This is a genomic window from Streptomyces sp. NPDC048411 (assembly GCF_040704695.1).
GTDB lineage: Bacteria > Actinomycetota > Actinomycetes > Streptomycetales > Streptomycetaceae > Streptomyces.
The window spans coordinates 52,597-64,938 of the sequence record NZ_JBEZKL010000033.1; the positions used below are offsets into that span (position 1 = coordinate 52,597).

Sequence of the window (12,342 nt, forward strand, 5' to 3'; positions counted from 1 at the left end):
CGGATCAGTGCTTCCCCGACTTGGACGACTCGTCGTGGATGGCCTCGGAGGCGTTGTTCTGAGCGCCCTGGATGACGTTTCCGTTCACCCTGAGCGCCGTCGAGATGCCGGCGATGGCCTGCATCAGCGACGTGCCCGTCTCCGTGGTGTCCTTGCGCTCCTTCTGGTCCCGGGGCCTGAGGTCCTCGGACATCGAGTCGTCCCTGCCGACCCAGTCGAGACAGCTGCGGGCCTCGGCCTCGAAATCACGCACAGCATTGTCCGTGATGTCCGTGATGTCGCGCATGAGATTCTGCCACTGCCGGATGCGCGACACATCCGCCGAGAAGACATCGCCCACAGCGCCTACTCCTCCCCGTCCTCGTCGATCTCGTCCCGCAACCGTGCGTCGCCCTTGCGAAGCGCCGCCTCCGGCTCTTCCAGAACACCCGGTCCGAAGAGGTCGGCCCAGTCGATGTCCATGCCGTCCATGAGCGGCACACCCGGCAGGGGCTGCGTGAACGGAGCCATGGTGGACATCACTTGACGGGCCATCGAGTCCCTCGCCTGCGACACGGCCTCCAGCACCGAGGCGGCGAGCTCGGTGGAACTCATGGTGCGGTACTTGTTGTCGAGGAACCTCAGGTCCATCAGCTGCCCCTGGTGTCCCACCGTGGCCTCCACCGTGCGGTCCCGGGACCGCACCACGTAAGTGGCCTGGCTCAGTTCCGCCTTGGCCCTGGCCATGTCGCCGGTCACGGACTCCAGGGCCAAGAGTGTCTCGGAGAGGCGCGCGTTGAGCGACTCCGTGAAGGGGTTCGCCGCCACGGTGGCGTTGGGCTCGTCCTGCCGGGCGCGCGCCGCGCCGGTGCCGTACTCGGTCCCGCTCATCCGATCACCGCCGGCGTTCCGCCTTCCTCGGTTCCCCACACGTCCTCTTCCTCCTCCACCCAGTTGGTGCGCTGCCGTTCACCGCTCTGCGTGGACTGACCGCCCTGCGTGCCGCCACCCATCGGAGCACCGCCGCCCATGGGCGAACTGGTGGTCTGGGTCCCGTTCTGCCGGAAGGGCATGGCCTCGCCGTCGATGGCCGACGCGACGGAGCCGTTGCGGCGCGACGCGGACATGTTGTTCGCGTCGCTCAGTACCGTACGCACACGTTCCCCGTTCGCCCCGCCCGCTCCCGCGCCACCCGCGCCGAAACCTGGGTTGAGAGGTGTTCCTCCCGCAGGTGCCTGCGAGGTGTTGGCACCGGCAGTATCGTAACCTCCCACATGTCCGCCCAGCGTACCGCCCGTGAAAGGTGTGCTGTCGTAGTCCAGGTAGTCGAAGTCCGGGTCGTCGTGGACGTTGCTGCCGCCGTGGTCGAGGGACCTGCCGTTCAGCGTGGAGGTTCCACCATTGTGCGAGAGGTTGTTTCCGGCGCTCGTCAGATCGGGTATGTCGATCGGCTTGCTCAGGTGGGTCGTGCTCGTGTGACCGTCTGGCTTGGTGGTCTGCAGGCTGCCGTGCGACGGGTCGAACACCGTCTTGGTGCCGTCCTTGAACTCCGTCGTGACCGTGCCGTCCGCGTTGAGCTGGGTGTGACTTCCGTCGGGGTTGGTGATGACGTGGCCGGGGTTGAGCTGGGTGGTGGTCGTGTGACCGTGTGGGTCGGTCGTGACGAGCCGGCCGGTCTTGGGGTTCAGCACCGTCTTGGTGCCGTCCGGATACGTCTGGACCAGATTCCCGTCCGCGTCGAGGTGGGGGCTGCCGTCGTCGGTGAGCGAGCGGGGGTTGAGGTGGAGTGGGGACGTGCTGCCGGTTGACGAACCGCCGGTGAGGGAGCCCCCGTTCAGGGACGGGAAGGGGTTGAGCGGCAGCGACGTTCCGGAGTTCAGGGGACTGCTGCTCGGATGCGTGCCGCCGAGGTCGCTGAGCGCGTTGTTCAGAGCGCCGTTGAGCGGCGCCGTCGTACCGCCGCCGTCGAGGTTCAGGCCACCGCCGAGTCCGTTGCCGCCGCCGTCGAGGTTCAGGCCACCGCCGAGTCCGTTGCCGCCGCCGTTGAGGCTCTGGGTGAAACCGTCGCCCAGGTTGTTCAGGCCGTTGTTGAGACTGTCGCCGAGTCCGTTCAGCCCACTGTTGAGCTGCATCTGGTTGCTGTTGGCGTCCTTCAGGCCATTGCTCAGGTTGTCGAACAGTTCCTTGTTGCCGCTGTTGGCGTCGGAGAGGTTCTTGTTGAGGCTCTCCCACGCCTTCTTGCTGTCGTTGGCGGACTTCTTCGCGGCCTCCTTCTCGCTCTTCGTCTCTTCCTTCTCATAGGTCTGCGAAAGACTGTTGGGATTGCGGTCCGTAACCTCTTTGCCGACGTCGGCGGTGGCCGCGTTCCAGTTCTTCCCGAGGTTGGAGAGAGATTTCTTCGCGGCAGCGACGAGATAGCCTTCTACGTTTCGGTTCCAGCGGGCCACCGCGTTTTCCCCGATGGTCTTCCAGGTGTTGATGTCGTCCAGGGCGCCGAACCCCGGATTGTCGCTGAACCCGGGGAAGGTGCCGAAGGTTTCGCCCGAGTCGTCCTTCACGTCCCAGAGGTCTTCCACGCCGTCGTCGTCCGGATCGTAGAAGGTTTGCCCATGGGGAACCGTGACACTGACGAGTGGAACGTTGTTGATCAATATCCACCGGGTGAGTTCGTCCAGTTCCTCGAGCAGTGCCCGGTGCGGATCGTGTTCCATCGAGTTGGCCCAGTTCAACCAGGCGGCCTGCATCTCCCGTGCCTCCCAGTGGAGGTCCCACTGGGCCTGGCGCAGGCCTGCGGCGTAGGTGGACCGGGGCTGATAGCCGTCGAGCATGGTGAGGTCGGACTTGTACTCGCGACCCCCCATCTGCTCCGCGTAACTGTCGTAGTTCTTGTAGAGGGACTGGATGAGAGTCCGTACGACGTCGGCGGACTGGCCCTTCCAGGCGGCCTCGTCACCGCCCAGCGAGTTGTACCAGTCCTCCAGCGGGTTCAATTGCTCCCGGAAGAATTGCGCCGCCCGGTCGAAGGCCGCCGCGGTCCGCTCGAAGGAAGTGAGGTCGACGGCTTCGCCGTCCGGCACACTCGCCCCGTTGTAGGAAAAGTGCGTCGTCTTGTACGTGTCCACCAAGGCGTCCAGGACGAATTTCGGAGCGGACACGTAACGCCACAGGTCGCCGTCGTCCCATTCGTCCTTGTACTTTCCGGTGAATTTGCCTCCCTCTCGGGTGGCTCCGGCATCCGTCAGATGGCTCTTGCCGTTCTCGTCGGCCAAGGTTCCGATGAAGATGATGTCGGCCGTGAACAGCCTGACCTTGTCCGAACCATGGTGCGTGTAGAAGGCCAGCCGGTAGTCCTCACCATGGGAAGCCTGCCATCCCGAAGAGGCGGCGTAGTCCAGCTTGTCGACGGCGCGCCCCTTGTGCTCAACCAAGTTGACCCGCATGAGTGGAATTCCCTCTTTGCTCTTCAGCTTGTCGAAGAGGGACTTACGACTCGGCATCGAGTAGCCGGTGTAGAGGCCGACCGCCTGAGCCCAGTAGTCATCCGTGTCGAAATTGATTGCCATGTACGCGCTCCGCTTGGTGAAAATATGGAGAAGGCCGACGGAGGAGGGGCGCTCGGACTACGAGCTGGTGCTCGTCTTCTTGCTGGAGGGGCTCATGTCGTTGTCGACGTCCTCGAACAGTTCAAGCAGCTTGTCGGCGTTGATTTCGGTGATGTTGTCGCCCTGCGTCGACCCCATGAGCTTCAACGTCTGCCGGAAATCCCTGTCGATGTCCTTGAACAGCCGCTGCTGTCTTTCCAGGATTTCATCGACCGACTTGGCCGCCGATTTCACGGCCTCGATCAGGCTTTTGCCATGGGTGGTGTCGTCGTCGACCATCGGCCCGAGTGCCAGAAGCTGGTTCTGCGCCATCGTCTCGGGAGTGGTCTCCCCGTCGACCAGACTCTTGAGGGACCTGATCGGACGCTGGTCGTCCCCCGCATATTTGTCCCTGCGGATTTCCTCCGTCTTCGTCAGGAAATCCCTGAGGTCGTTGTCGATGAACGTCTGCAGCGACTTCCCGTCGAGATGCGAAAGGTTTCCCATGGGACCTCCAGAAGTAGCGGAACGCGCGGTTGCGGGGGCAGTACGTCGTACGGGGCCGAACTGCCCGAGCGGTCAGTTCAGCCCCGTGGACGCGATGGTCAGGGCTGGACCTTCACGTCGGCCCACATCTGGGCGAGCGACCGCTCCGTGTACTTGTAGTTGTCGGACACGTCCGTGAGCAGCACGGCATGGGAATTCAGCATCCGCTCCATGTCGCCCACCGCTGTGTTCCAGGCTTGCTGACAGACTTTGTACTCGTCGCTGTCGTCACCTTCCCAGTGCGTCATCAGCGCCTGGAGCTCCGCGTCGAGGTTGGTCAGGGTCTGGTCGATGGCCTTGGTCTGCTGGATCAGGTCGTCGGCCGCGTTCTGCATGTGGTTGTAATCGACGTGGATGACGCCGTCTTCGAATGGACTGGACATGTCGGCCTCGTGGTGTCTCGAAAGGGGTCAACGGTACGGTTGCGGGGGGTGTGGCACCGGGGCCGGGTCAGGCGCCCATCAGTGTGTGGTACGTACTGTTGCTGGCGTTCCTGATGGCGTCGTTCGACGCCTGCTGGTTCTTGTCGATCTCCGACAAGCTCGTGGTGAGGGTGTCGATCATGTGCTTCAGGTTGTCGAGGATCTTGCCGCACTGCCCGTCCCACTGCACGATGAGATCCGTGTAGGCACGGCCGTCACTGCCCTGGTAGCCCGTGGTCAGGCTGGTTCCGGTGGCCTCCACGTCCTGACGGCACCTCTGCACCCCCTTCATCGCAGACTCCAGGGCCTGGATGCCGTTGCGCGCGGCCCACGCGTCTGACCTGCGAAGGTTGCCTTCGGCCATGTTCAGCCTCCCGATTGCTCCGTCGAGGAGTTGACACTCTCCCGACACTTGATGGTGAGTGGTGTCCGGTGTGTTGCGGAACGTCTGTCACCGGGCGGATCGACACCGAGGTGTTGCCTGCTCCGCTTCCCGAAACAGCGACGGCCGAACCCGGCGCGCATCCACCGTACCGCTTGAGGTGTGCCCTCATCGGCCACTCGCAAGCGATACGTGTGAATGTTCCGCCGCCGACAACCTAACGGCCCGGTGACGGGCACTGCGTCTGCACCGTGGGCCGGGTCGCCCCGGTCGCCGCGTCCGGGTCCAGGGCGGGCCCAGTCGGCAGCATCGAGAGCAACGGTGAGGGCAGGGCGGTGACCTGGCCCTCGCTGTAGCCGAGGGCGCCCAGTGCCTTGGCCGCCGGAACCCGGAACTTGGTACCGGTGTCGTCGACCAGGTAGGTCGTGGTGCCCATGGTGGTGCCGCCGGCTCCCAGGGCACGCACCAGCGCCGCGCGGCCGGGACGCACCACGACCGCGTCCACCCGCAGACAGGCCCGTGCGACGTCTGCCGACGGCTGGGCGACCGGGGTCAGGGCGTCCGTCGCCACGAGCAGCGTGGTGACCTTCGTGCCGTCGTCGCCGGGTTCCACGCCCGCGCAGGCTGACTCGTCCGCGGCGATGGCGGCCGGCTTCGGCGGCTCGGCGGGCAGGCCCTCGGTGGCCGGGGAGCGGCCCTCCGCGCCCGGCGCCAGGTGCTGCTTCAGCGCGTCGGCGCTCAGTGTCACCGCGCGCGGGGTCTGTCCCGCGTACGCCTTGTCCCGCGTGTGCGGGTCGCCGAGTACGAGGGCGGCCTGCGTGGCGGTCGCGGGGACCAGCCCCTCCTTGCGCAGGAGGTAGTACGGATGTTCGTCGGAGCCGGGCACCTCGGCCTGGAACACCTGGCCCGTGGCACTCGCGTTGCCGTCGAGCGACGGTCCCGCGTCGCCGCGGTCCGGCACCTCGGGTGCCACCAGGTCCGGTCCGGCGACCAGGGCGTTGAGGAAGGCCGCGGAGACCGGCCGGGGAGTCACGGAGCCGTAGCCGAGGGACACGGCGGCACCGGAGTACTTGTCCAGGCGCAGCCGGCTGCCCTGCCAGACCAGGTAGGTCGTGTGGTCGGGGCCCTCGGCCACGAAGCCCTGCCCGGCTCCGACTCCGGTGCCCTCCACGGGAGATCCGGCCACCAGCGTGGTGCGGCCGTCCGAGGCACGGGCACCGGTGGTGGAGCAGACCAGCCACGTGCCCCGGTCCAGGTTGTCCGCCGAGGGCACCGACTCGGGGGCGCCCGGGATGCCGATGGGCTGCCCCACGGGGGTTCCCTCCAGGGAGGCGGTGGCGACGGTGGAGGTGGCGAGGGAGCTGCCGGCGATCAGGCGCGCGGAGGCGTAGTTGCGTACCGGCCTGAGGCGGCCGTCGACGTACAGGTAGCGGGCGCCGGTCTCCTTGTTGACGACGAGGGTGCCCGGTGTCTTCCACGAGGTGTTGCCGCCGGGCGAGATCAGCCCGTACACCACGGCCCCGGCGGCCAGCAGCACCGCTATGAGCACACCTATGAACACACCGCGGGTGGTCCGGCCCAGCGGGGTGTCCGGGGCGTCGGGCTCCGCGAGGAGCATGCCGGCCGTCAGCCGGCTCATGATGAAACCGTGCGCCTGTACCTGGTCGCGCTTTGACTGCATGGTGGTGGCCTACCTCGCGGGTTTCTTCGGAATCGGCATGATCGCGGTCAGCCGGAGATGGCGCGCAGTTCGCCGAACACCCCGACGGCCCAGAGCGTGACCGGCAGCAGGCCGATGGCCAGGGTGGACTGCAGCAGCTCGGCGGCGCGGCCCCAGTAGGGCAGCATCCGACGTCCGGGGACGGTCCAGGTGATGACGGCGAGTACGGCGGCCAGGCCCAGCAGTCCGGCGACGAACACGGGCCGGTCACCGGGGGCGAGGTGGGCGCCGGCGCCCACGAGGACCAGCGCGGCTCCCATGGCACCGGGGACGACCAGGACCAGCCGCTGCCACACGTTGACCATGCCCCGGCCGTGCAGGAGCAGGATCAGGGAAAGGAGGACGGCGATCAGCGCTTCCGGGAGGTTGGGGCGGCGCACCAGCGGAATCAGGCAACCCGCGCAGACGACGCCGATCGCGCCGTACAGGGCGATCATCCAGCCGCCGGCCAGCTCCGTCCGGGTGGCCACCTCGGGGCCGTCGTACGGATCGATGCCGTCCTGGAGCTGCCCGGGGTTGGTGGGCAGCGGCGGCATCCGCATGCCGGCCAGCTTGAAGGCGATGGCGGGGACGAAGCCGCCGATGACCACCAGGCAGGCGGCGACCACGCAGGCGGCCTTGTCCACGGATACGTCGAAGACGCTCATCAGCGCCCCGGAGACGGCCGCCGCCACGGCGACGGCCGCCGTGGACAGGAAGAGCGGGGCGTAGACGGCAGCGGCCGCGAGGGCGAGTACGGCTGCGCCCGCTCCGGCGGCGCCGGCGGCCAACAGCCTTGCTCCCAGCACGTGGTAGGCGTTGGGGCCCGCGATCTCGCCGTCGGGCAGCAGCCAGCCCGCAAGCGCCAGTGCCGGGACCGCCATGACGCCGAGGGCGGCGCCCGTGGCCGCGTCGCCGACGGCGCGGGCGGCCGTGGCGGCTCCGGCGAGCAGCAGCAGACCGGCGACACCCGCGGTGGTCGCGCGGGGCACGACCGGGCCGCCGGGCCAGGCGAGCACGCCCAGCGCGATGACGAGGACGCAGACGAGGAAACCGCGCAGGAGTTGCCGGCTCCGGCCCGGGGTCCAGGCTTGCAGCCGATCCCGGGTGACGTCCGCGATGCCCTCGACCAGGTCGTCGAGGCGGACCTCGGGCATCTCCTCGGCCCGGGGACGCAGGTGGAGGACCTCGCCGTCGTGCAGGCCGATGGCCTCCAGGGTGGCCTCGTCGTCGAGGGCGGGGCCGCCCAGGCGCTGGAGTACCCAGCCTCCGTGGTCGAGGCCCTCCTCCTCCATGCCCTCCACGCAGTACCTGAGCAACGTGGGGAGGAGGTCGGCCACCGGAACGTCCACCGGGACGGCAAGGTCGATCGTCCCGGAGGGTGCCCGGACGGTGAGGCGGCACAGGCTGGCCACCGAGGTGTCGCTCATGGTCGGCACATTCGCTTTCGCGGAAGGTGATCAGGGCGGACGGATGTGAAAGTGAGACACCCGTCGACACGTAGGTGTGTGATCCGGTGAGGTGTCCATCCGTCTATCGTGTGCAGGGTACCTCTGTCCGCCGGGCCGTCTTCACGGCCCCGCCCTCCCGCCAACGGGCCCGGTGACACCTCACTGGCTGCCGCCCGAAGGAGCCGATGCGTTGAGTTCCGTGCTTTTTCGTCGTCCCGCGCGTCGTCGTGGACCGGACATGCCCCAGGGGGAGTTGAGCCTTCAGGAGCCCCCGGTGCTCGCGGAGTCGGTCCCGGACAACTCCGCGGTGTGGACATATATGCCGATGGCGATGATGTCCGTCTCCATGATGCTGATCTTCCTGCGTCCGGGTGGGTCGAACGGTGTCTTCATCTACCTGTCGCTGGGTCTGATGCTACTGGCGTCGACCGCCATGATCATCGGGCAGTTCATGCGACGCACCAGTGAGCGCAAGCAGCGGCTGCGGGGTGAACGGCGGGACTACCTGCGGTATCTCGGGCAGATCCGCAAGCAGATCCGGCGCGCGGTGGTCGAACAGCAGCTGGCGCTGGCCTGGCGTCATCCGGAACCGGCGGCACTGCGCACCCTGGTGCGCACCACCCGTCTGTGGGAACGCCGGGTGAAGGACGAGGACTTCGCCGAGGTCCGGATGGCCGTCGGCGATCAGCAGCTGTCCATGAAACTGACACCACTGGCCACCAAGCCGGTCGAGGACCTCGACCCGCTCGCGGCACATGCGTTGCGCCGCTTCATACGTGCCTACAGCACGGTGCCCGGTCAGCCGGTCGCCGTGTATCTGCGTTCCTGGTCGCGGGTGTTGATGCGGGGTGACGGCGCCGCCCGGCGGAGTCTGGTGCGCGCGATGCTCTCGCAGCTCGCCGTCTTCCACGCCCCGGAGGACATGTGGATCGTCGTGTGTGCCGCCGACGAGCACCGCGCCGACTGGGAGTGGGTGAAGTGGCTGCCGCACGGCCAGCATCCGCAGGAGAAGGACGGAGCGGGCCCGGCCCGGATGGTGACGTCCGCGTTCAACGACCTGGAGGACCTGCTCGGGGCCGAGTTCGGCGAGCGTCCCGGCTTCGATCCGGAGACGCCGCCCGGCCGTGAGGAGCCCTACACGGTCGTCGTCCTGGACGGGGTGGCCGTGCCCGCCGGGCACCGCATGGACGGTCAGGGCTTTCGCAACGCGGTCGTCATCGACCTGGCCGACACCCTCCAGTGGCGGCCCGGCCGCAGCACGCTCCGCCTCGACGTCCGGCCCGACCGGGTCGGCCTGGTGCGCACCGACCGCACCCGCAAGGAGCAGACGACGCAGCTGGGCCGGCCGGACCTCATGGGGCCGGTCGCGGCCGAGGCACTGGCCAGGATGATCGCGCCGTACCGCATGCGGCTGGCGGCCTCCGCCGCCGAACCGCTGGCCGCGGACACCGAACTCACGTCGCTGCTCGGCATCGGCGACCTGTACCGGCACGATCCGCAGACCCTGTGGCAGCGCGCGGGCGGCGCCTCACGGCTGCGGGTGCCCATCGCGGTGGGCAGCGACGGGCTCCCGGTGGAGCTGGACATCAAGGAGTCGGCGCAGGGCGGCATGGGACCGCACGGGATGCTCATCGGCGCCACCGGTTCGGGCAAGAGCGAGCTGCTGCGGACCCTCGTGCTGGGCCTGGCCCTGACGAACTCCTCCGAGACGCTCAACTTCGTCCTGGTCGACTTCAAGGGCGGTGCCACCTTCCTCGGTCTGGACGAACTGCCGCACACCTCGGCGGTGATCACCAACCTGTCGGACGAGGTCGCGCTGGTCGCCCGTATGCAGGATGCGCTGCACGGCGAACTGATCCGCCGTCAGGAGCTGCTGAGGGCCGCCGGCAACTACTCGTCGGCGCTGGAGTACGAGAAGGCGCGCGCCTCGGGCACGGAGCTGGCCCCGCTGCCGAGCCTGTTCGTCGTGGTCGACGAGTTCAGCGAACTCCTGTCCGCGCACCGGGAGTTCATGGAACTTTTCGTCATGATCGGCCGGCTGGGGCGTTCCCTGGGCGTGCATCTGCTGCTGGCGTCGCAGCGCCTGGACGAGGGCCGGATGCACCAGCTGGAGAGCCATCTGTCGTACCGGATCGGTCTGCGTACCTTCTCGGCCATGGAGAGCCGGGGCGTGCTGGGCGTCCCCGACGCCTACCAGCTCCCCTCGCAGCCCGGCAGCGGGTATCTCAAGAGCGGCGTCGAGGCCCTGACACGTTTCAGGGCGGCCTATGTCTCGGGCGAGTACCGCAAGCGGGGCGGAGCGGTCGCGCAGGCCCGGGTGGCCAGCCAGGTGGTGCCGTGGACGTCGGGGTACGTGGTGCCGCGCACGGTCCAGCCCGCCGCGGCGGAACCTGTCGCCGAGGAGGAGCAGGAGACGGGTGACACCCTGTTGTCGGTGGCGCTGGACCGGCTGCGGGTCGCCGGACCGGGAGCGCACCAGGTGTGGCTGCCCCCGCTCGATCTGCCGTCCCCGCTCGACGAGTTGCTGCCGCCCCTCGCGGTCAGCACGGAACGCGGGTTCGCGGCGGCGTCGTGGCATGGGTCCGGCCGGCTGAAGGTACCCGTCGGCCTGGTCGACAAGCCCTTCGAGCAGCGCCGCGACCCCCTCGTGGTCGATCTGTCCGGAGCGGAGGGGCACGTCGGTATCGCGGGCGGTTCACAGAGCGGCAAATCCACCTTGCTGCGGAGCCTCATCGCCTCCCTGGCTCTCACCCACACCCCTGGTGAGGTGCAGTTCTACTGCCTGGACTTCGGTGGCGGGACGCTGTCCGGGTTGTCCAGGCTGCCGCACATGGGCGGCGTCGCCTCCCGACTGGACAGCGAACGCATCAGCCGGACGGTCGCCGAGGTCACGGCGGTGCTCAACCACCGCGAGCAGTTCTTCCTGGACCACAACATCGACTCGATGGCGACCTACCGGCGCCGCCGGGCGGCCGGTGAGTTCGCCGAGGAGCTCCACGGCGACGTCTTCCTCGTGGTGGACGGGTGGACGACCCTGCGCCAGGACTTCGACCACCTGGTCCCGATATTCAACCAGTTCGCCACCCGCGGTCTGAACTACGGCGTTCACCTGGTCGTGACGGCGTCCCGGTGGATGGAGATGACGACACAGGTGCGCGACCAGATCGCCACCCGTCTGGAACTCAAGCTCGGCGACAACATGGACTCGGTGATCAACGTGCGGCGGGCGGCGCTGGTGCCGCGCATCCCCGGACGCGGTCTCACGGTCGAGGGGAAACTGCACTTCCTGTCGGCGCTGCCCCGCGTCGACGCCAGTTCCTCCGCCGACGACCTCACCGAGGGCGTCGCGGATCTGGTCGAGCGGATCTCGGCCGGCTGGCACGGTCCCGCCGCGCCCGCCGTCCGCATGCTGCCGCACCTGCTGCCCACCGCCGAACTGCCCGCACCCGAGACCACCGGTGGTCTGCGGATGGCACTGGGCCTCGACGAGGAGACGCTGTCCCCCGTCTGGCACGACTTCAGCCGTACCCCGCACCTGATCGCCGTCGGCGACACCGAGAGCGGAAAGACCAACCTGCTGAAGCTGGTGACGTCCGCGATCACCGCCCGGTACACCCCCCAGGAGGCGCGGATTCTGGTGGTCGACTACCGGAGGGAGCTGGTGGAGACCGTCCCGGAGGAGTACCGCCTGGGTCATGCCGTTTCCCTGACCGCGCTGGAGGAGCTGACGGGCGGTTCCCAGCAGGCGCTGAAGACGCGTCTGCCGGGGAAGGACATCAGCCCCGCCCGGATGCGGCAGGCGGACTGGTGGGCGGGGCCGCGCCTGTTCGTCCTGGTCGACGACTACGACATGCTGGGCGGCAGCAACGCCTTCGACCATCCGTTCGCGCCGCTCTTCGAGTTCCTGGCGCTCGGGCACGAGGTCGGCCTGCACTTCGTGATCGCCCGGTCCGCCACCGGCGCCGGCCGCGGTTTCGGCGACCAGCTGCTGCGGCGGCTGAGCGAGGTCAATACCCCCGGCCTGCTGCTGTCCTGCCCGCCGAGCGAGGGGTACGTCTTCAGCAACGTCAAGCCGCGCAACCTGCCCCCGGGCCGGGCCCGATACATCGCCCGGAGCAAGGCGACGCTGCTGCAGACGGCGGTGGTCGACACTCCGCAGGAGGAGGGGGACCAGGACCGGTAGGCCGGGCACGACCTGCGGCTCGCGTTGCCGCTCGTCCTGGTCGGTGTCCCGCTGTTCCTGGTGCAGCGGCGCGACACCGAGGGACCTCTGCCGCGTCAT

At 68.3% G+C, this 12,342-nt stretch carries 9 protein-coding genes; 1 reads left to right on the top strand and 8 read right to left on the bottom strand.

Translation table 11 applies throughout. The annotated features are described in order from the left end of the window. Nucleotides 1-4 precede the first annotated feature (4 nt). The 8 genes from AB0915_RS14755 to eccD form a co-directional block, all read right to left on the bottom strand. Nucleotides 5-340, bottom strand: a complete 336-nt coding sequence (locus AB0915_RS14755) for a hypothetical protein (RefSeq protein WP_366691439.1) — start codon at nt 338-340, stop codon at nt 5-7. A 5-nt stretch (nt 341-345) separates the two neighbouring features. Next, nucleotides 346-870: a YbaB/EbfC family nucleoid-associated protein gene (locus AB0915_RS14760; protein WP_366691440.1), complete on the bottom strand. Its 525-nt coding sequence runs from the start codon at nt 868-870 to the stop codon at nt 346-348. Beyond that, on the bottom strand, nt 867-3,542 hold the full coding sequence (locus AB0915_RS14765; RefSeq protein ID WP_366691441.1) for an AAWKG family protein: 2,676 nt from the start codon (nt 3,540-3,542) through the stop codon (nt 867-869). The genes AB0915_RS14760 and AB0915_RS14765 overlap by 4 nt, the downstream gene beginning before the upstream one ends. A gap of 57 nt (nt 3,543-3,599) precedes the next feature. Beyond that, complete coding sequence (locus AB0915_RS14770) at nt 3,600-4,067, bottom strand: type VII secretion system-associated protein (RefSeq protein WP_366691442.1); 468 nt, start codon at nt 4,065-4,067, stop codon at nt 3,600-3,602. Nucleotides 4,068-4,165: 98 nt separating this feature from the next. Beyond that, entirely contained in the window at nt 4,166-4,489 is a 324-nt protein-coding gene (locus AB0915_RS14775) for a WXG100 family type VII secretion target (protein ID WP_189281189.1), read from the bottom strand. A gap of 67 nt (nt 4,490-4,556) precedes the next feature. After that, nucleotides 4,557-4,892 (bottom strand): hypothetical protein, encoded by a 336-nt coding sequence (locus AB0915_RS14780; protein ID WP_366691443.1) that lies wholly within the window; start codon nt 4,890-4,892, stop codon nt 4,557-4,559. Nucleotides 4,893-5,127: 235 nt separating this feature from the next. Beyond that, nucleotides 5,128-6,591 carry a type VII secretion protein EccB gene (gene eccB, locus AB0915_RS14785; protein WP_366691444.1) on the bottom strand — a complete coding sequence of 488 codons (1,464 nt, stop codon included), beginning with the start codon at nt 6,589-6,591 and terminating at the stop codon, nt 5,128-5,130. A gap of 47 nt (nt 6,592-6,638) precedes the next feature. Beyond that, on the bottom strand, nt 6,639-8,039 hold the full coding sequence (gene eccD / locus AB0915_RS14790; protein ID WP_366691445.1) for a type VII secretion integral membrane protein EccD: 1,401 nt from the start codon (nt 8,037-8,039) through the stop codon (nt 6,639-6,641). 259 nt (nt 8,040-8,298) lie between these two features. On the opposite strand from eccD, the gene eccCa reads away from it, so the two are divergent. Beyond that, nucleotides 8,299-12,243, top strand: coding sequence for a type VII secretion protein EccCa (eccCa, locus tag AB0915_RS14795; protein ID WP_366691446.1), 3,945 nt, complete (start codon nt 8,299-8,301; stop codon nt 12,241-12,243). Nucleotides 12,244-12,342: the final 99 nt, after the last annotated feature.